Origin of the sequence: Bacteroides sp. AM32-11AC (assembly GCF_003603515.1) — a bacterium.
In the GTDB taxonomy this organism is placed as follows: Bacteria; Bacteroidota; Bacteroidia; order Bacteroidales; family Bacteroidaceae; genus Bacteroides; species Bacteroides uniformis.
Genome location: NZ_QTNH01000004.1, coordinates 89,014 through 110,484, shown reverse-complemented (window position 1 = coordinate 110,484; position 21,471 = coordinate 89,014). Strand labels below are relative to the sequence as shown.

Below are 21,471 nucleotides of genomic sequence, written 5' to 3'. Positions count from 1 at the left end.
GGAAATGGTAATGAATAAAATATTGTTTTTTACTCTTAGTCTAGTGATGGCAATTACTGCCTATGGGCAGAATTCTGCATCTGTAGATACATTACAGACTGCTAGTGACTCTACATCCGTCGGTTCACATGCGGAATTCTCTGCTGCAAGGCAAGAAAGCAATGTGACAAAGGCTGAAGGTGACAGCGCTTATATACGGAATGATTATGCTTCTGCCATTCAAATATATGAGAATCTGTTAAAGAAGGGAGAGGCTGCAGAGGTCTATTATAATCTTGGCAACAGTTATTATAAGGCAGATGATATAGCAAGAGCTATATTGAATTATGAGCGTGCCTTGTTGTTGGAACCTGGTAATGCTGATATTCGTGCAAATTTGGAGATAGCACGTTCTAAGACAATCGATAAGGTAATCCCAGTTCCTGAGGTTTTCTTTGTATCTTGGACTAAATCGTTGATTAATTGTCTTAGCGTAGACGCATGGGCTAAGTTGGGGATTGTGTTCTTTGTACTATTACTCGTTTCGTTCTATCTCTTTTTCTTTTCAAAACAGATTACGGGAAAGAAAGTGGGATTTATTGCAGGAATAGTATTCCTGGTTCTTGTTATATTGAGTAATGTGTTTGCTGCTCAGCAAAAAGGCGAACTGATGGAACGTAACGAAGCTATAGTGTTGGTACCTAGTGTCACAGTGCGTAGTACTCCCAGTGAAAGTGGTACAAGTCTGTTCATTCTTCATGAGGGACGTAAAGTTGAGATAAAAGACAACTCTATGCGTGAATGGAAAGAAATTCGTTTGGAAGATGGTAAAGTAGGGTGGGTTCCAGCTTCTGCCATAGAAGGTATTTAAATTTTCCCTGTATTCTAAAAACAGCTCGTATAAACCCGATAATTCTGCTTTATACGAGCTGTTTCTGTCTATTTTTAGGAGCTTTTTCTCTGTACTTATAATTCTGCATACTTGAAAATGATTATTTTTTGGAGAGGCAATATTCTTTTTGAAAAAAGATAAAGAAATAGTTTGTTTTATCCTTTTTTTTCCTTAAGTTTATAGCGTGATAATAAAAAGTACAGAGTATTAACCATTAAATTTATGAATATGAGAACAATAACATTTAATGAATTACGTAAGATTAAAGACTCATTGCCTAGTGGTAGTATGCATAGAATAGCCGATGAACTTGGACTGAATGTTGACACTGTAAGAAATTTTTTCGGTGGACACAATTTTAAGGAGGGGAAAAGTGTTGGGATTCACTTGGAACCTGGACCAGATGGTGGATTGGTTATGATTGATGATACTACTGTTTTAGAGCGAGCTTTAAAAATTTTAGATGAAATGGCAGGTAAGACTGAAGAAGCTGTTCGAGCTTAAGAAGAGAAAGTTAGATAGAATCCCAATTGCTGACAACAATTGGGATTTCTTGTTTGTTTTAATCTCAAAATCAATGATATATGGAAGATAAATTAGTTACTTTGGCAATCTTAACGTACGCGAAAGCTCAAATATTGAAAAATGTTCTTGAAAATGAAGGTATTGAGACTTATATTCACAATGTAAACCAGATACAACCGGTTGTTTCTTCTGGCGTACGTGTACGTATTAAGGAGAGTGACTTACCTCATGCTCTGAAAATTACTGAAAGCTCTGCGTGGTTATCTGAAGAGGTAGTGGGGGGGAAGTCACCTAAACTGGAGAAGGTTAGTAATAAAGTGCTGATTCCAGTGGATTTTTCCAATTATTCTTTGAAGGCTTGCGAGTTCGGTTTCAATTTCGCTCAGAATATAGGTGCAGAAGTTGTTTTGCTACATGTTTATTTTACTCCTATATATGCAACTTCTTTGCCATACGGAGACGTATTTAACTATCAGCTAAGTGATGAGGAGAATGTAAGGAGTATCTTACAAAAAGTTCATGCTGATTTGAATGCATTATCTGATAAAGTAAAAGAGAAGGTAGCTTCCGGCGAGTTTCCAGATATTAAATATACTTGTGTTTTGCGTGAAGGTATTCCTGAAGAAGAGGTACTCCGCTATACCAAGGAATATCGGCCACGCATTATCATAATGGGAACTCGTGGTAAAAGTCAGAAGGATATTGATTTGATCGGCAGTGTAACGGCTGAAGTGATTGAACGTAGCCGTGTACCGGTATTGGCCATTCCTGAAAATACTCCATTCAAGCAATTTTCTGAAGCTAAGCGTATTGCATTCATTACTAATTTTGACCAGCGTGATTTAATAGCTTTTGATTCGCTAATAAATAATCTGAAATCATTTAAGTTTTCAGTGTCTCTGATACATCTTTCAGATGTTCAGAATACATGGAATGAAATAAAACTGGCTGGTATTAAGGAATATTTTCAAAAACAATATCCACAATTGGAAATATACTATGATGTGGTAAAGAACGATAATCTGCTTAGTAGTTTAGACAGTTATATCAAGAGTAATCATATTGATATTATAACATTAACTTCTTATAAAAGAAATATATTTTCGCGCTTATTTAACCCTGGCATTGCCAGAAAGATGATTTTCCATTCTGATACACCATTGTTGGTAATTTATGGAAGACCGAATTAGGTGTTGAATATGGATAATATGGTTTCTGTTCAATATCAGCATTATGTTTAATATAGCGCTGGAATAATTTAATCTAATTTTAATTTCTTCTCTCCCTCACTTAAGAAATAACATTCTTTACTTAATGATATAACAATAATAAAAGCCTAATTAATAATTTAATTAGGCTTTTATTATTATGAAAGTATTACATCAACTTTTCAATTTCTTCGAATTCAGGGCCCATTTGCAAATTATAATACACTCTATACAGACCATTTAACCACAAATCTTTTTGATCAGGTTTCAGTTCTCTTGCCTTTTCATAATAAGGTTTTGCCTTTTCATAGAAAGTCTTCAGAGTAGCCTGGTCTTCTTTATACTTCGGATCATTAATATCTGTAGTTGCTTTTTCTGAGAAATCTTGTGCTTGTAAGCAGTAAATCAAGCCTAAATTAGAGTATGCTTCTGCATAATTAGGATCTACTTCTATAGTTTTTTTATAGAATTCAATAGCTTTATCATAGTCCTTCATATTGTGATAAAGGTAGCCTTTTACATACAAATAGAATGTATTGTTAGGATCTTTAGCCAACATATCATCAGCAAACTGCATAGCTTCGTCATATTTGTTGTTATTGCTATAATAATCAATCAAGTGACCGAAGAAGAATGAATGTTCAGGATATTTCTGGATACCTTCTTTTAAAGAAGCAATCCATTTAACAGTATCACCTTCAGCTTTCAATGCAGTAGAGATAAATTCCATTGCGTATTTCCCAACTTCTTTATCATCTTGCGCATAAGGAGCATACTTCAAAATACTAGGATAATCTTCCATCTTAGCAGCTGCTAAACTTGCATAATATGCTATTTGGGGTAATACAGTATCTGTTTGTAATAGATTTTCCTTTTCAAACATCGGGTTGATAGCAATATCAATGTATGTTGCAAAGAAATCTAATGCTTTTTTATTGTCTTCATTGGCTGCATCGCCTTCTTTCTGTGAGGCCAAATTAAAGAATTGGATACCGCCATTGATCAGATTACCGCGTTCTGCTAAAATTGTAGCAGAATTAGATTTTCTATATTTATTCTTGATTTTGCCCTTTTCATTGGGAATTTGTGCCAATTCGTCACATTTGAAGTAGAATTTACACATGTTCAATGCGCTATTATATACCTGAAGAGTGTCATAAGGTTTTCTCAGATAGGCATTTTCCATTTCTTTTTCACTTCTTTTTCTTTGGATAAGACCTGCTACATCCCACGTTTCGGCATTGTCCTTTGTTTCGGGATTGGTTAAAGCCTGATTTATCAGTTCCTCTGCTTTGGCAAAGTCAGGATTTACTCCGTTAGCAATACTTTTAGCCTCTTTTACGTTCTTTTCTTGGGCGAAAGTAAAGCTTGCGACAAGTAGTAAAACCATTGAAAATAATACTCTTTTCATGATTGTAGAAAATTTAAATTAATATTATGTCTATTCTTCATTTTCATTGTTTACCTCGTTCTGAGGGCTTTCAAGGGTATTTTCTTCCCCCTCCTCTATAAGTTCCTCTTCATTTTCTGAAGTGACTTTACATACAGAGCCGATTTCGTCATTACGTTTCTCAAGGTTGATTAGACGCACACCTTGTGTAGCACGTCCCATGATACGAACATCGGCAACTTTCAGACGGATGGTAATACCGGATTTATTAATAATCATCAAGTCATTTTCATCTGTAACAGACTTGATAGTTACTAATTTACCCGTTTTATCGGTGATATTCATTGTTTTCACACCTTTACCTCCACGATTGGTCTTGCGATAATCTTCAATATCCGAACGTTTGCCATATCCTTGTTCCGATACAACCATAATTGTTTCCGCCTCAGGATCTTTGATGCATATCATACCTACTACTTCGTCTTGACCGTCTTCATCCAATGTCATACCACGTACACCGGTGGCTGTACGTCCCATAACGCGCACAGCACTTTCATGGAAACGAATGGCACGTCCGTTACGGTTGGCAATGATGATTTCATTGTCGCCGTTTGTCATACGCACTTCGATTACACGGTCGTCTTCACGGATAGTGATAGCATTTACACCATTTTGGCGAGGACGTGAATACTGCTCAAGCAATGTTTTCTTAATGACGCCATTCTTAGTACAGAACAATACATAATGGCTGTTGATAAACTCTTGGTCGTTCAGATTCTTCACACGCAAATAGGCGTTTACAGCATCGTCAGAGTCGATATTCAACAAATTCTGGATGGCACGACCTTTCGAATTCTTAGTACCTTCGGGGATTTCGTATACCTTCAGCCAGTAACACTTACCTTTCTGTGTAAAGAACATCATGGTATTATGCATGGTTGCAGGATAAATATGCTCTACAAAGTCTGCATCGCGGGTTTCGGTACCTTTGGAGCCTACCCCACCACGGTTTTGCGCACGGAATTCGCTCAGCGGTGTGCGTTTGATGTATCCCATGTGCGAGATGGTGATAATCATTTCATCATCTGCATAGAAGTCTTCCGGATTGAATTCTTCTGATGAATAGACAATTTCCGAGCGACGTTCGTCACCATACTTCTCTTTTACTTCAATCAGTTCATCTTTAATGACTTTGCGGCAGAGTTCGTCATTGACAAGGATTTCTTCCAAATAAGCAATCTGCTTCTGAATTTCCTCATATTCGGCGTGCAGCTGGTCTTGCATCAATCCTGTGAGCTGGCGCAAACGCATTTCAACAATAGCACGTGACTGAATTTCAGTGAGTTGGAAGCGCTCCATCAAACCTGATATAGCATCATTCGGTGTTTTAGCAGCACGGATAATCTTGATTACTTCGTCGATATTATCAGATGCAATGATTAATCCTTCCAGAATATGTGCACGTTCTTTGGCCTTGCGCAAATCATACTGAGTACGGCGGATGACTACGTCGTGTCTGTGCTCAACGAAGTATTTTATCAAATCCTTCAGATTCAGCAGACGTGGACGGCCATGTACCAATGCAACATTGTTCACACCAAAAGATGTCTGCAGCATTGTCATCTTGTAGAGCTTGTTGAGTACAACGCTGGCATTTGCATCACGTTTTACATCAATAACGATACGCATACCTTCACGGTCGGATTCGTCATTAGCATTGGCAATACCTTCAATTTTCTTTTCGTTGGCCAAATCGGCTATATTCTTAATCAATTCAGCTTTGTTGACACCATAGGGAATTTCTGTCACAACGATTTTATCGTGCGTCGAACCAGTCTCAATTTCGGCTCTAGCACGCATTATGACACGTCCGCGTCCCGTGAGATAGGCTTCGCGAACACCGCTCATACCGTATATATAGCCTCCGGTCGGGAAATCAGGAGCTTTGACATACGTCATCAGCTCTTCTATATCGATGTCATTGTTTTCGATGTATGCAATACAAGCGTCAATAACCTCAGATAGATTATGGGTCGGCATATTGGTAGCCATACCTACGGCAATACCAGATGCACCATTTACCAAAAGATTCGGAATACGGGCCGGCATGACGGTAGGCTCTTGCAAAGAGTCATCGAAATTGTTCTGCATGTCAACAGTCTCTTTCTCAAGGTCTGTCATCATGTCTTCACCAATTTTTCGCAAACGACACTCTGTATAACGCATGGCAGCAGCGCTGTCACCGTCTACTGAACCGTAGTTACCTTGTCCATCTACCAACATGTAACGCATTGCCCAAGGCTGAGCCATACGTACAAGAGCTCCGTAAACGGACGAGTCGCCATGAGGGTGATATTTACCTAATACTTCACCTACAACTCTGGCTGATTTTTTATAAGGTTTGTCGGAGGTATTTCCTAATCCCATCATTCCGAAAAGAATTCTTCGGTGAACGGGTTTAAAACCATCTCTAACATCCGGAAGGGCACGTGAAACAATGACCGACATAGAGTAGTCAATGTACGATGACTTCATTTCCTCCTCGATGTTAATCTTTATAATTCTGTCTTGTTCAAGCATTTAAAAAGATTATTAATTATACATTTTCGGGTTTGTGAAAAACCACGCTAAAATACTGCTTTTTTACGATATACAAAAGTTTTCCTCCATAAACTTTGTTGCCTGCAGCATAAATATGGAAGTACTCCCTCCCTTCCTCTCCAAATTGCTATTAATATATAAGGTATAGAATGGAAAAACAGATTTGAAATTTATGGCACGAGATTTGTATACTATTAAATCAGTTAAATATGATACGCTGAATTAATAAATGCGTATCTTTGTCGTGGATAACCTTTTTAATTGAGGAGAATTATAAAATATGAACAATCAATTTTCACAAAGAGTTTCAGACATAATTACTTATAGCAAGGAAGAAGCCAATCGATTGAGGAATCGCTATATTGGTCCGGAACACCTTCTGCTCGGCATGCTGCGTGATGGCGGAGGGAAAGCTATTGAAATATTGTTGAAACTTGATATAGATTTAAAACGAGTAAAAAGTCGTCTGGAGGGTTTCCTGAAGGATGCCGAGGACGATACTCTCTTGCCGGACGCTGAAGTGCCCTTGTCCCCGATGACGGCTAAGATATTGAAGATGTGTATGCTTGAAGCGCGTTTGCTGAAAAGTGCAACTGCCGATACGGAACATGTATTGCTGGCTATCTTGAAAGATGGCGACAATCTTGCTGCAACTGTTTTGGAAGAACACCGGGTGGATTATCAAGCTGTATTTGAACAGCTTTCGATGAAATCGACCAATCCGAATGCGGGAATGGGATTTACTGAGGATGATGAAGAGGATGAAGAAGACATGAGTATGTCCCGCTCTTCCCGTACTGGGGGGGCTGGTTCGGCTTCGGCTGCACAGACTGCATCCAGAAAGCCGTCCAATGATACCCCCGTGCTGGACAATTTCGGCGTAGACATGACCCGTGCTGCCGAAGAAGGCAAGCTGGACCCAGTTGTGGGTCGCGAACGCGAGATTGAACGTCTGGCGCAAATCTTGAGCCGCCGCAAGAAGAACAATCCGGTGCTTATCGGTGAACCAGGAGTCGGAAAATCTGCCATCGTAGAGGGTTTGGCATTGCGTATTGTGCAAAAGAAAGTTTCGCGCATTTTGTTTGAAAAGCGCGTGGTGATGCTTGATATGGCCTCTGTGGTGGCGGGAACAAAATACCGTGGTCAGTTTGAGGAACGTATCCGCTCTATTATCAACGAGTTGCAGAAAAATCCGAATGTCATTCTTTTCATCGATGAAATCCATACGATTGTAGGCGCTGGTGCTGCTGCCGGTTCCATGGATGCTGCCAATATGCTGAAACCGGCTTTAGCGCGTGGTGAAATCCAGTGTATTGGAGCTACCACTCTCGATGAATACAGAAAGAATATCGAGAAAGACGGTGCTTTAGAGCGTCGTTTCCAAAAGGTGATTGTAGAGCCTACCACAGCTGAAGAAACGCTTCAGATATTGAAGAATATCAAGGAGAAGTATGAAGACCATCATAACGTGAGCTACACGGATGAAGCCCTGGAAGCATGTGTCAAGTTGTCAGCACGCTATATAACCGACCGCAACTTCCCGGATAAAGCTATTGATGCTTTGGACGAGGCGGGTTCGCGTGTGCATTTGACGAATATTAATGTTCCGAAAGAAATTGAGGAGCAGGAAAAGCTGATTGAAGAGGCACGTAGCCTGAAGGCTGAAGCTGTAAAGTCACAGAATTTTGAGCTGGCTGCCAGCTACCGCGACCGTGAGAAGGAACTTTCTGTCCGCTTGGAGGAGATGAAGGTTGAGTGGGAAGCCCGTTTGAAGGATGACCGCCAAACGGTAGGTGAAGAGGAAATAGCCAATGTTATTTCGATGATGTCCGGTGTACCCGTACAGCGCATGGCGCAGGCAGAAGGACTTAAACTGGCCGGAATGAAGGAAGAACTACAGGCGAAGGTGATAGCTCAAGATGCTGCGATAGAGAAACTTACCAAAGCAATCTTGCGTAGCCGTGTAGGGTTGAAAGACCCGAACCATCCCATTGGAACCTTTATGTTCCTTGGCCCTACTGGTGTGGGTAAGACACATTTGGCAAAGCAATTGGCAAAATATATGTTTGGCTCTGCCGATGCCTTGATACGTATCGATATGAGCGAGTATATGGAGAAATACACCGTATCTCGTATGATTGGTGCCGCTCCGGGATATGTGGGCTATGAGGAAGGCGGCCAGTTGACCGAAAAGGTTCGTCGCAAGCCGTATTCCATTGTCTTGTTGGATGAAATTGAGAAAGCCCATCCGGACGTATTCAACATCTTGCTCCAGGTACTGGATGAAGGCCGTTTGACTGACAATTATGGCAGAACCATTGATTTCAAGAATACGGTTATCATTATGACCTCCAATATCGGTACGCGGCAGTTGAAGGAGTTTGGCCGTGGCGTAGGTTTTGCGGCGCAAAACCGCACGGATGACAATGAACATTCGCGCAGCGTGATACAAAAGGCTCTGAACAAGACCTTTGCTCCTGAATTTTTGAATCGTTTGGATGAAATCATTACTTTCGACCAGCTCTCCTTGGAGGCCATCACAAAGATTGTGGACATTGAGCTGAAAGGCTTGTACGAACGGGTTGAAGCAATTGGTTACAAGCTGGTTGTGGAGGATGATGCAAAGACATTCCTTGCTTCGAAAGGGTACGATGTACAGTTTGGTGCGCGTCCATTGAAGCGTGCTATTCAGAACCACTTGGAGGATGGACTTTCCGAGCTGATAGTGGCGGCGGAGTTACAGCCGGGTGATACGGTAAACGTATCAGTAGACAAAGAAAAAGACGAGCTGAGCATCAAGAAGGCATAAGCTGTTCTTTATAAAAACCGTCAAAATGTCAGTCCTTATGGGCTGGCATTTTTTTTGTGCTATATCTGCCGGAATAATTAAAAATATAAATCTAAAAAATATAAATGTAGTATGCAAAAAGGTAATATTGGGGTAACTACTGAGAATATCTTCCCCGTCATTAAAAAGTTCTTGTATAGTGATCATGAAATTTTTCTCCGTGAGTTGGTTTCTAATGCGGTTGATGCTACACAGAAGCTGAAAACACTCTCCTCTATCGGTGAGTTCAAGGGTGAAGTTGGCGATTTAACCGTACATGTCTCGCTGGGAAAAGATACCATTACAGTGTCCGACCATGGTATCGGGCTTACGGCTGAAGAAATAGACAAGTATATTAACCAGATAGCTTTCTCTGGCGCCAATGACTTCCTTGAGAAATATAAAAACGATGCTAATGCCATCATCGGTCATTTTGGATTGGGGTTCTATTCGGCTTTTATGGTTGCCAAGAAAGTCGAAATCATCACTAAATCCTATCGGGTAGGCGCCCAGGCTGTAAAGTGGACATGCGATGGCAGTCCGGAGTTTACGATTGAAGACACTGATAAGGCAGAACGTGGTACGGATATCGTTCTTTACATAGACGATGACTGCAAGGAATTCCTTGAAGAAGCGCGCATTTCCTCTTTGTTGAAGAAGTATTGCAGCTTCCTCCCTATCCCGGTTGCATTCGGCAAGAAGAAAGAATGGAAAGACGGCAAGCAGGTTGAAACTGCCGAGGATAATATCATCAATGATTCCAACCCGTTGTGGACGCTGAAACCCAGCGAATTGAAAGATGAAGATTATAAGAAGTTCTACCGTGACCTTTATCCTATGTCCGACGAACCTTTATTCTGGATTCATCTGAATGTGGATTATCCGTTCCACCTTACCGGTATTCTGTACTTCCCCAAAGTGAAGAGCAACATCGAGTTGAACAAGAATAAGATTCAGCTCTATTGCAACCAGGTATATGTGACGGATTCGGTGGAAGGTATTGTTCCCGACTTCTTGACCCTGCTGCATGGTGTGCTCGATTCACCGGACATTCCATTGAACGTTTCCCGTTCTTATTTGCAGAGCGATGCCAACGTGAAGAAGATTTCTACATATATCACGAAGAAGGTGTCAGACCGTTTGCAGTCTATCTTCAAGAATGACCGTAAACAGTTTGAGGAAAAGTGGAATGACTTGAAAATCTTCATCAACTACGGAATGCTTACGCAGGAAGATTTCTATGATAGAGCCAAGGATTTTGCCCTTTTCACCGATACAGACAGCAAATATTATACTTTCGAAGAGTATAAGACGTTGATTAAAGATAACCAGACGGATAAGGATGGAAATCTGATTTATCTGTATGCCAACAATAAAGATGAACAATACAGCTACATAGAGGCCGCTACGAATAAAGGATACAATGTGCTGTTGATGGATGGACAGCTGGACATTGCGGTGGTGAGCATGTTGGAACAGAAGTTCGAAAAGGTTCGCTTCACTCGTGTAGACAGCGATATTATTGATAATCTGATTGTCAAGGAAGACAAGAAGAACGAAGCGTTGGAAGCCGGCAAGCAGGAAGTTCTTTCTTCCATCTTCAAGAGCCAGTTGCCCAAGATGGATAAGACGGAGTTCAACATCACGGCGCAGGCTTTGGGCGAAAATGCCACTCCTATCATGATAACTCAGAGCGAGTACATGCGCCGTATGAAGGAAATGGCTAATATCCAGGCTGGAATGAGCTTCTATGGCGAAATGCCGGATATGTTTAACCTGGTATTGAATTCAGACCATAAGCTGGTAAAAGAAGTTCTGGCAGATGAAGATAAGGAATGTGTTGCTGCCGTTGCTCCGGTTCAGGCAGAGATGGATGAAGTGAACAAGCAGCGTACTGACCTGAAAAAGAAGCAGGAAGGCAAGAAAGATGAGGATATACCGACTGCCGAAAAGGATAAAGTGAATGAGCTGGATAAGAAGTGGGACGAACTGAAAACACAGAAAGAAGGCATCTTCGCCGATTATGCTGCCAAGAATAAGGTTGTCCGTCAACTGATAGATTTGGCACTGCTGCAGAATGGTATGTTGAAAGGTGAAGCTTTGAACAACTTTGTCAAGAGAAGCATTGACCTGATAAAATAAGCCCCTTTAAATTTGCATTTAATATATGCAAGGGTATTGTGATTCTTCGGAGTCGCAATACCCTTTTTTTATTCATTTTCACCAATTAGGGTGTGATTTTCTTCGTTGAATACGGCATTTTTAGAAACTATTGTTTATATTTGGGGCAATGAACATTTATCTTACTCGGAATAGCATAGTTATGAAAAGAGTTTTATTGTTTTTTTCGTTTCTTCTATGTGGCTTTATTTTACAAGCTCAGAAAGTGGGGCTTGTACTGAGTGGCGGTGGAGCAAAAGGCATGACTCATATAGGCATTATCCGGGCTTTGGAAGAGAATAATATCCCCATTGATTATATAACCGGAACCTCTATGGGAGCTATCATCGGTTCTCTGTATGCTATGGGGTATTCCCCGGACGATATGGAGGCGCTGTTGCGCTCTCCCGACTTTAAGCGTTGGTATTCGGGCAAAGTGGAGCCTAAATACGAGTATTATTTTAAGAAGAATCGTCCTTCACCGGAATTTTTTAATATCCGTTTTGCTTTTAGGGACTCGCTGCATATAAAGCCCCAGATACTTCCCACAAGCATGGTCAACCCCATACAGATGAACCTGGTATTTGTGGAATTGTTTGCACGTGCTACGGCTGCATGTGGCGGTAATTTCAACAAACTGTTTGTTCCTTTTCGCTGTATAGCATCCGATGTGTACAATAAAAAGCCATTGGTATTGAGTAAAGGGGATTTGGGAGATGCGGTACGTGCTTCCATGAGCTTTCCATTTGTCTTCAAACCGATAGAAATAGACAGTACGCTTGCTTATGATGGCGGCATTTACAATAATTTCCCTACGGATGTGATGCGGGAGGATTTTCATCCGGATGTCATTATTGGCAGTGTGGTAGCGGCCAATCCCGGTAAGCCGAAGGAGAATGACCTGATGAGCCAATTGGAGAATATGATTATGCAGAAGACCGATTACTCCATTCCGGACTCGTTGGGCATAGTCATGACCTTCAAGTACGATGATGTCAACCTGCTGGATTTTGACCGTCTGCAGGAATTGCACGATATAGGCTACAACCGTACTCTTAATATGATGGATTCCATCAAAAGCCGTGTTCACCGTAGGGTGAATGCTGATAATGTGCGTTTGAGGCGCCTTGTCTTCCGGAGTAACCTGCCTCAATTCCGTTTTCGGGATATTATTATTGAAGGGGCGAATGCCCAACAGCAAGCCTACATCAAAAAAGAGTTCCATGATGAAGAGCATGAAGTCTTTACTTATGAAGACTTGAAGCGCGGGTATTTTCGTTTGCTGGCAGATAATATGATTTCGGAAATAGTTCCTCATGCTGTGTATGATTCGGAATCCGATTTGTATGAGCTGCATTTGAAGGTGAAGATGGAGGATAATTTTTCCGTGCGTCTGGGGGGCAGTGTCTCTACCACGAGCTCAAATCAAATCTATTTGGGAATAGGATATCAGAACTTGAATTATTATTCCAAGGAAATCACTTTTGACGGTCAGTTGGGTAAGATTTATAATAATGCCCAGTTGATGGGTAAGATTGATTTGCCTACCAACATACCTACGTCCTTTCGTTTTATTGCTTCAATCAGTACCTTCGATTACTACAAGAAGGACAAGCTGTTTTCCAGGAATGACAAACCTTCATTCAATTCAAAGGACGAACGTTTTGTGAAGTTGATGGTTGCCTTGCCGTTTTTGGCCAATAAGCGTGCGGAGTTCAGTCTGGGATATGGCCAACTGGAAGATAACTACTTTCAATCCAGTGTAATAGATTTCGATAAGGACCGTTCGGACAGAAGTACCTACAAACTTTTGGGAGGTTCCATCGGTTTCTATGGGAGCACCCTAAATACGCGGCAATACGCGACAAAAGGTTATCTGGAGAAACTGATAGCCCAGGTATTTACCGGGAGGGAAAGATTTGAACCGGGGAATCCGCAAGAAGGGTACAGTCCTTCTCCGCAAGAGCGGCAATCATGGTTACAAATCTCTTATATGAAAGAGGCATATCACACGATGGGGCCGAAATTCACCCTGGGATGGATGGCAGAAGCACTGTATTCATCGAAGAATTTCTCTGAGAATTATACGGCAACCATGATGCAGGCAGGAGAATTTGCACCGACTCCGCATAGTAAACTGATGTACAATGAAGCTTTTCGTGCCAACCAGTATGTGGCTGCCGGTATCAAACCCATATATGTTTTGAACGACATGTTCCAGTTCCGGACAGAATTTTATGGCTTTACACCGATTTTTCCGATAAAAAAGAATGCATTGAATAAAGCATATTATGGAAAAGCATTCTCCCGCTTTGAGTATATGGGAGAAGTTTCTGTTATTTGTCATTTGCCCTTCGGAGCCATCTCTGCTTATGTAAATCATTATAGCTCACCGAGAAGGGAGTGGAATGTGGGGATGACCATCGGCTGGCAGTTGTTTAATTATCGCTTTGTCGAATAAATTTCTTCAAAAAAAGTTTGTATATCGTTTGCTAATTCGGAAAAAGTACGTATCTTTGCACCCGTTAAACAAAGAGGCCGCGTAGCTCAACTGAATAGAGTAGCTGACTACGGATCAGCCGGTTACAGGTTTGAATCCTGTCGCGGTCACAAGTTTTCATAATTTTTTTAAGGGTCGCGTAGCTCAACTGAATAGAGTAGCTGACTACGGATCAGCCGGTTACAGGTTTGAATCCTGTCGCGATCACAAAGAACCTCCGCAAGTTTTCTTGCGGAGGTTCTTTGTTTTTACAGCAATGGCATATAGTTGATGTTCTCCCCTTGTATGGCACTGGCGCGTGTTCTCTATAATGAAACAAACTGTTTCCCTTAACTAAACACTTTGTTTCATTATGGAGAACACTTTGTTTCCCTTGACAGAACACTTTGTTCCATCATATAAAAACAAAGTGTTTTTCTCTGCTGAAACAAAGTGTTCAGTGTTGTGAACTAATAGATTAGCTGAAATAATAGTCTTGTCTTGATTGAGCTAGAGATGTCTTTTTCTCGATTTAACCAGATGTCTTTTTGCTTTATAACGTAATCAGTAGACTGTTTTGGGATTATTGTACTGATAAATATAGTCACATAGGAAAAAAAGAAGGAGTTAATTCCGTGTTTCCACAAAATTAACTCCTTGCATATCTGATATTAATATGTTGTATACTGGAAATTAATATCCTATAGGGGCGGTATAAGACCTTAGCATTTGATGTTCAATTCATCCAGAATCTTGCGCATGGCTTCGAAAGTAGTGATTCTGGTCGGCACCAATGGCAGGCGGAGCTTGTTCTCAATCATTCCCATTACATTCAGCATGGCTTTTACTCCGGCAGGGTTGCCGTCTACAAACAGAAGCTTGAATAATTCGGCAAATTTGTGGTGAATGGTCAATGCATTGGCATAGTCCCCTTGCAGTGCCAGACGTACCATACGGCTGAACTCACGTGGGAACGCGTTTCCGATGACCGAGATAATGCCGACGGCCCCCAGGGTAATCAGAGGGAAGGTGATGCCGTCATCGCCCGAAATAACGTCGAAATTGGCCGGTTTGTTTTTGATGATGTCATCCATCTGCGTGATGTCGCCCGAAGCTTCTTTGACGGCTATCACATTCTTGAAATCACGTGCAATGCGCAGGGTTGTTTCTGCCTTCATGTTCACGCCGGTACGACCGGGGACATTATAAAGCACAATCGGCAAATCCGTTGCTTCAGAAATGGCCTTATAATGCTGATATATACCTTCTTGTGAGGGCTTGTTATAATATGGAACAACGGAGAGAATGGCATCTACTCCGGTGAAATCGTCATTTTTCAGTGTTTCCACTATGGCCCGGGTGTTGTTTCCACCTACGCCCAGCAGGATAGGAATTCTTCCGTTCACTCGCTCGATGACCATTTTCTTGATTTTCTTTTTCTCTTCTTCAGTCAGAGTCGGAGTTTCTGCCGTGGTGCCGAGCACACATAAAAAGTCGGTATTGTTTTGAAGTTGATAGTCTACCAAACGCATCAACGCATCGTAATCAACGCTTTCATCCTCTTTAAATGGAGTAATCAGCGCTACCCCCATTCCTTTCAATCTTGTCTGTATCATGAGTATTATAAAGTAATCTCTAATTAAATGACTCGCAAAAGTACGAATTTTTTCGATTTACCCTACAAATATAAGCCATAAAAAAGCTTTTTGTGGAAATTTGTTAGGATAGCAATGCCAAAAACTCATCTTCGCTCATAATCTTTACTCCCAGTTTCTGCGCTTTCTCCAGTTTGGCAGGTCCCATATTTTCTCCGGCCAGGATAAAGCTGGTTTTGGAGGAGATACTGCCGACGTTTTTCCCACCGTTCTTTTCAATCATCTCTTTGTATTCGTCCCGTGAGTGGTGGGTGAATACGCCGCTGATGACAATGGACTGGCCCGCCAGTTTGTCGGTGTATCCGCTGAGGTCTTCTTCCGTCCGGTGGAGTTGCAGACCGTTCGATTTCAGCCGTTCCACCAGCTCTCTGTTGGCAGGATTGGAGAAGTAGGTTATAATGCTCTGCGCTATTTTTTCACCGATTTCATCGATGTTTTTCAGCTTTTCGAGGTCTGCGTTTTCCAGTTCTTCGATGTCCGTAAAGGACTTGGCTATCTTCTTGGCAACCGTTTCTCCCACGAAGCGTATGCCCAGTGCAAAGAGTACTCTTTCGAATGGCACTTCTTTACTTGCCGCAATACCGTTGACTATGTTTTCTGCCGATTTTTCGCCCATCCGTTCCAGGTTCTTGATGTCATCGGTTTTGAGCTGGTATAAATCTGCAGTATCCTTTATCAGTCCCAATCGGTAGAACATATCTACTGTTTCAGGTCCCAGTCCGTCTATATTCATGGCTTTGCGGCTGATGAAATGCTCTATTTTCCCTTTAATCTGCGGAGGACAAGCGGTTTCATTGGGGCAATAGTGGGCTGCTTCTCCTTCAAAACGTATCAGTTTGCTGCCGCATTCGGGACAATGGGTGATGAACTTCACTTTTTCACCGATAAGTATACTGCGGGCATCCTTATCGACACCGGTTATTTTGGGGATGATTTCACCGCCTTTTTCCACATACACCATGTCGCCTATATGCAGGTCCAGCCCCTCGATAATATCTGCATTGTGCAGGGAGGCACGTTTCACAATGGTGCCGGACAGTTGTACGGGGTCCAGATTGGCAACCGGAGTGACTGCGCCGGTACGTCCTACTTGGTAGGTAACCCTATTCAAGCGTGTCAGTGCACGTTCTGCCTGGAATTTGTATGCGATGGCCCACCGGGGGGACTTGGCTGTGAATCCCAAATTCTTTTGTTGTCTCAAGCTGTTGACTTTTAGTACAATACCATCAGTAGCTACCGGAAGGTTCTTACGCTCCGTGTCCCAATAATTGATGTATTCGAAGACTTCCTCCAGGCTGTGAGCTTTTCTGGTGTGCTCTGATGTTTTAAATCCCCAGCTGGCGGCGGCTTGCAGATTCTCGTAATGGCCGTCGCAGGGCAATTCCTCTCCCAATAGATAGTAGAGATAAGCATCCAGCTTTCTGGATGCTACGATGGTGGAATTCTGCAACTTCAAGGTACCGGAAGCAGCGTTGCGCGGATTGGCGAAAAGCGGTTCCTCACGTGCTTCTTTTTCCCGGTTCAGTTCTTCGAAAACCACCCAGGGCATCAGGATTTCCCCTCTGATTTCGAATGATTTAGGATAATCCCCATGGAGGACCAGTGGAATCGTTCGGATTGTCTTTACATTGTCCGTCACGTCATCGCCCTTTTCGCCGTCGCCACGGGTGACGGCACGCACCAGTTTGCCATCCTCGTAAGTCAGCGAGATGGAAGTACCGTCATACTTCAGCTCGCAGCAGATTTCAAAATCCTCATTCAACGCTTTCTTTACCCGTTCGTAAAAGTCGGTCACTTCGTTTTCAGAATAGGTGTTTCCCAATGAAAGCATGGGATATTTGTGTGCCACTTGTGTGAAGTTCTTATTCAAATCACTCCCTACACGCATCGTGGGCGAATTATCATCTTGGTATTCAGGATGTTCTTTCTCTAAGTCTTGTAGCTCGCGCATCAGGTCGTCAAACTCCTTGTCGGATATTTCAGGAGCATTCAGCACATAATAATTGTAGTTGTGCTGGTGTAATTCCGCACGGAGCTGGTCTATTTTTTCTTTTACAGTCATAGGGTTTTCGGATTGTTTGAACGCAAAAATACGGGTTTCTCCCCGAATATTTGTACTTTTGCAGCTTGAAATAGCTAAAATAAAGTTATATGCGCATTGACATTATCACAGTTTTGCCGGAGATGATTGAGGGATTCTTTAACTGCTCCATTATGAAACGTGCTCAAAATAAAGGGCTTGCAGAGATACATATCCATAATCTTCGTGATTATACGGAAGATAAGTACCGTCGTGTAGACGATTATCCGTTTGGCGGCTTTGCCGGAATGGTCATGAAGATAGAGCCGATAGAGCGGTGTATCAACGCCTTGAAGGCCGAGCGGGATTACGACGAGGTTATCTTTACGACCCCCGATGGTGAGCAGTTCAATCAGCCGATGGCAAATACTCTTTCCCTTGCCCAGAATCTCATCATTCTCTGCGGGCATTTCAAAGGGATAGATTACCGGATTCGCGAGCATCTCATCACCAAGGAAATCAGTATCGGCGACTATGTGTTGACTGGCGGAGAACTGGCGGCGGCTGTCATGGCAGATGCCATCGTCCGTATCATTCCGGGAGTGATTTCCGATGAGCAGTCTGCACTTTCAGATTCTTTTCAGGACAATCTGCTGGCCGCACCGGTCTATACACGTCCCGCTGATTACAATGGATGGAAGGTTCCGGATATTTTACTCTCCGGACATGAGGCCAAGATTAAGGAATGGGAGCTGCAACAGTCGTTGGAAAGGACCCGTAGATTGCGTCCGGATTTGTTGGGAGAGTAAGTTTACTGATGTAAATAAAAAGAAAAAGGACATTCGTCAATGAATGTCCTTTTTTATGAATATATATTGCGAATGGCAATCTCTTGTTATTCTTTATACCTCGAGTGCACCGATAATATCCTTTATAGACTGATAACCGTGTCTGTCAAGATAGTCATTTATTCCTTCTACCACTTTCACTGTAACCGCCGGATCAATGAAGTTTGCCGTACCAATCTGGATGGCAGAGGCACCTGCAAGCATGAATTCCACAGCATCTTTCCAGTTCATGATACCTCCCAAGCCTATGACGGGGATTTTTACCGCTTTGGCTACTTGCCATACCATACGTAAGGCAATGGGTTTCACGGCCGCACCGGACATGCCACCGGTTACAGTGGAGAGTATCGGACGCCTGCGTTCCGCGTCTATAGCCATTCCCAGCAGGGTATTGATGAGGGAAACACTGTCTGCACCGCCATTTTCGGCTGCGCGGGCTATTTCAGTGATGTCGGTAACGTTCGGGGAGAGCTTTACGATAAGTGTCTTTTTGTAAACTGAGCGCACGGCTTTCACCACTTCTTCGGCGCCCTTGGCGGTAACACCGAATGCCATTCCTCCTTGCTTCACGTTGGGGCAAGAGATGTTCAATTCTATGGCAGGAATTTTGTCAAGTTCATTAATGATTGCGGCTGTTTCGGCATAGTCTTCGATGGCAGAACCCGAAACATTCACAATCATGTTGGTCTGAATGTCCTTGATGCGGGGATAGATGTGTTCAACAAAGTAATGAACACCCTTATTTTGCAGTCCCACAGCGTTTAACATACCCGAAGGAGTCTCTGCCATGCGCGGATATGGATTGCCTTCACGTTTGTGAAGAGTGGTTCCCTTTACAATAATACCGCCTATTCGCGATAGTTCGATGAAATCGGCGAATTCTTCACCATATCCGAATGTTCCGGATGCAGTCATCACCGGATTATTCATTTGTAATTCACCAATATTTACACTTAAATCTGCCATAATAGTTTGTTTATATTAAAAACCGGACCTTCTTTACATACGCACAAATGACCTTCCGTGGTATTTTCTGCACAGCATAGACAAGCGCCTATGCCACACGCCATCATATTTTCCAAAGATACTTCGCAACTGATGCCTTTACTTTTGGCATACTTTGCTACTGCCATCATCATCGGTTTGGGGCCGCAAGTATATATCTGCTCAAAGCACACCTTATTTAATATGGAGTGTTGTGTTACGTATCCCTTCTCTCCGTGGCTGCCATCTTCGGTGGTGGTATACACCTCGCCATAGGCGGCAAATTGTTCCAATTGAAGCAAATCTTTGTCACTTCTGGCACCCAGCAGGAATGTTGGCTTGCAACCTTTCTTGGCGAGCTGTTCGCCTAAATATAACATAGGAGCTGTACCTACACCTCCACCTACCAATAAGAGCTTGTCTGAGGCTTTTTCAGGCATTGTGAAGCAGTTTCCCAGCGGAAGCACTACATTGATTATATCGCCTGCTTTTGCTTCTCCTAATCGCTTGGTTCCGTCGCCTACAAGTTGGATTAAGAACCATACTTCGTTCCGTTGTCTATCTACATAATTGATGGAGATGGGGCGGCGCAAAAAAGTGGTAGGCGAGCCGTCCACGCGAATCTCTGCAAATTGTCCCGGAAGCATTTCCGGAAGTGGGGACGGAGAAGTCAGCTTCAACAACACGTAGTTGGCATGCAAGCGGAGGTTCTCTGTCACTGTCAGATCTAAAATATACTTTTTCATATCTATAAAGAGGGATGTTTTTCTTTCGGGTGCAAAGATAGTGTAAACCGAGTGCAGAATAAAATGAACCCGTTTCTTTTTTATGCCGGGGCGTTAGTCTATTTCCATTCTCATTCCCTAATTTTCTGGTTTGAAAGTCTCGTAGGTATTGTCATCAAAGAAAATTCTTATTTCGGTGATTTTTCTGGGAGGCTTTTCTTTGTAGATAATCTCTTGTTTTACAATCTCTTTAGGCGACTTTAGGGTTGTTCCTAATGCAATTTCCTTGCGATTTTCAGATTCTTCCGTCCCGTTGGACAGATTTTCCGAATTCTCGGCGAATAGAGGATAGTCGAATCCATCGTTTTCGGGTGAATCCGGATTATTACTCATATTGCCTTTTCCGGTAAGCAGCCATTCCAAGTTTATATCATTGTAGCGTTGATGTAATCGGAGAATAACTTCCGTACTTGGATATTTGTTACGCGGACCCAAGATGTGGGAAATGGTGGCTTGGGCCACGCCAATACTCTCGGCAAAAGCTCCTGCTGTCAGTTTCTCTCGGTCCATAACCATTTTGAACCTATCTTTTATACTCATGGTTTATGTGTTATTACAATTGTACATGCTATTTATTGGATTACAAAAGTAAAAAAACGGCATCACAAAAGCAAATTAAAAATGTAATATTTTGTGGTTTACAAATGAAATGTTGTTATTACAATATTCATCATTACAAATGCTATAATACAAATTATGAGTAAAATAGGTATTTATTGTAAGTTTAATAAAATAATATATTTATCTAGTTATTAGCGTGTTATATCAGTTATTTTTTGATAGTAAATGCTGTATTACATTTGTTTGCCACTCATTTTATATAATATATAATTTAATAATTTGATTAATCATCATATACAATTGATATATATATATTTATTGCTTTTAACTACATGGGTTAACCCCTACTCTATTATTTTTGTAAACCATCAGTTTACGATATTAAATATCACTTATTACATTAGTGTTTTCAAATGTAATATTACATATGTTACAATACACTCGTTATATAGATATTTATGTAATGTGTTGAATTCACAATAGTCAATTATCCTAGTTGTGTATTACAACTATTGTACTCTTAAAGTGTAACAGATTTCTTATATGGCGATTTAAAG

The 21,471-nt window shown here is 41.8% G+C and carries 14 protein-coding genes and 2 tRNA genes; 9 read left to right on the top strand and 7 right to left on the bottom strand.

Annotated features, from left to right (window positions below; all coding sequences use genetic code 11):
• Nucleotides 1-4: 4 nt before the first annotated feature.
• The 3 genes from DW800_RS05670 (at nt 5) to DW800_RS05660 (ending at nt 2,586) form a co-directional block, all read left to right on the top strand.
• Nucleotides 5-850 carry a tetratricopeptide repeat protein gene (locus DW800_RS05670; protein ID WP_117703298.1) on the top strand — a complete coding sequence of 282 codons (846 nt, stop codon included), beginning with the start codon at nt 5-7 and terminating at the stop codon, nt 848-850.
• A 249-nt stretch (nt 851-1,099) separates the two neighbouring features.
• Entirely contained in the window at nt 1,100-1,375 is a 276-nt protein-coding gene (locus tag DW800_RS05665) for a DNA-binding protein (RefSeq protein WP_085929906.1), read from the top strand.
• Between the two features lie 80 nt (nt 1,376-1,455).
• Nucleotides 1,456-2,586, top strand: a complete 1,131-nt coding sequence (locus DW800_RS05660) for a universal stress protein (protein ID WP_005827758.1) — start codon at nt 1,456-1,458, stop codon at nt 2,584-2,586.
• A gap of 187 nt (nt 2,587-2,773) precedes the next feature.
• Here the strand turns inward: DW800_RS05660 and DW800_RS05655 are convergent, their stop codons facing one another.
• Nucleotides 2,774-4,015 (bottom strand): tetratricopeptide repeat protein, encoded by a 1,242-nt coding sequence (locus tag DW800_RS05655; RefSeq protein WP_005837195.1) that lies wholly within the window; start codon nt 4,013-4,015, stop codon nt 2,774-2,776.
• Between the two features lie 30 nt (nt 4,016-4,045).
• Nucleotides 4,046-6,574 carry a DNA gyrase subunit A gene (gene gyrA, locus DW800_RS05650; protein ID WP_119957892.1) on the bottom strand — a complete coding sequence of 843 codons (2,529 nt, stop codon included), beginning with the start codon at nt 6,572-6,574 and terminating at the stop codon, nt 4,046-4,048.
• A gap of 301 nt (nt 6,575-6,875) precedes the next feature.
• On the opposite strand from gyrA, the gene DW800_RS05645 reads away from it, so the two are divergent.
• From DW800_RS05645 to DW800_RS05625, 5 genes are all read left to right on the top strand, one after another.
• Nucleotides 6,876-9,404, top strand: coding sequence for an ATP-dependent Clp protease ATP-binding subunit (locus tag DW800_RS05645; protein ID WP_087333152.1), 2,529 nt, complete (start codon nt 6,876-6,878; stop codon nt 9,402-9,404).
• Between the two features lie 111 nt (nt 9,405-9,515).
• A complete protein-coding gene (htpG, locus tag DW800_RS05640; RefSeq protein ID WP_119957891.1) occupies nt 9,516-11,564 on the top strand; it encodes a molecular chaperone HtpG in 2,049 nt (682 codons plus the stop codon).
• A 181-nt stretch (nt 11,565-11,745) separates the two neighbouring features.
• The gene (locus tag DW800_RS05635) at nt 11,746-14,043 is read left to right on the top strand and encodes a patatin-like phospholipase family protein (RefSeq protein ID WP_057097898.1); all 2,298 of its coding nucleotides are present in this window, start codon (nt 11,746-11,748) and stop codon (nt 14,041-14,043) included.
• A 75-nt stretch (nt 14,044-14,118) separates the two neighbouring features.
• A tRNA-Arg gene (locus DW800_RS05630) sits at nt 14,119-14,192 on the top strand.
• A gap of 23 nt (nt 14,193-14,215) precedes the next feature.
• A tRNA-Arg gene (locus DW800_RS05625) sits at nt 14,216-14,289 on the top strand.
• A gap of 494 nt (nt 14,290-14,783) precedes the next feature.
• Here DW800_RS05625 and dapA read toward each other — a convergent pair.
• Together dapA and ligA are read right to left on the bottom strand one after the other, a co-directional pair.
• Entirely contained in the window at nt 14,784-15,677 is an 894-nt protein-coding gene (gene dapA / locus DW800_RS05620) for a 4-hydroxy-tetrahydrodipicolinate synthase (RefSeq protein ID WP_005827769.1), read from the bottom strand.
• A gap of 103 nt (nt 15,678-15,780) precedes the next feature.
• On the bottom strand, nt 15,781-17,778 hold the full coding sequence (gene ligA, locus DW800_RS05615; RefSeq protein WP_119957890.1) for an NAD-dependent DNA ligase LigA: 1,998 nt from the start codon (nt 17,776-17,778) through the stop codon (nt 15,781-15,783).
• 89 nt (nt 17,779-17,867) lie between these two features.
• Between ligA and trmD the strand changes: the two genes are divergently transcribed.
• Nucleotides 17,868-18,545 carry a tRNA (guanosine(37)-N1)-methyltransferase TrmD gene (gene trmD, locus DW800_RS05610; RefSeq protein ID WP_005837186.1) on the top strand — a complete coding sequence of 226 codons (678 nt, stop codon included), beginning with the start codon at nt 17,868-17,870 and terminating at the stop codon, nt 18,543-18,545.
• 93 nt (nt 18,546-18,638) lie between these two features.
• Here the strand turns inward: trmD and DW800_RS05605 are convergent, their stop codons facing one another.
• The 3 genes from DW800_RS05605 to DW800_RS05595 form a co-directional block, all read right to left on the bottom strand.
• On the bottom strand, nt 18,639-19,550 hold the full coding sequence (locus DW800_RS05605) for a dihydroorotate dehydrogenase (RefSeq protein WP_009038379.1): 912 nt from the start codon (nt 19,548-19,550) through the stop codon (nt 18,639-18,641).
• The gene (locus DW800_RS05600; protein ID WP_057281048.1) at nt 19,538-20,314 is read right to left on the bottom strand and encodes a dihydroorotate dehydrogenase electron transfer subunit; all 777 of its coding nucleotides are present in this window, start codon (nt 20,312-20,314) and stop codon (nt 19,538-19,540) included. Before DW800_RS05600 ends, DW800_RS05605 begins: the two co-directional genes overlap by 13 nt.
• 117 nt (nt 20,315-20,431) lie before the next feature.
• Entirely contained in the window at nt 20,432-20,893 is a 462-nt protein-coding gene (locus DW800_RS05595; RefSeq protein ID WP_044468088.1) for a helix-turn-helix domain-containing protein, read from the bottom strand.
• Between the last annotated feature and the right edge of the window lie 578 nt (nt 20,894-21,471).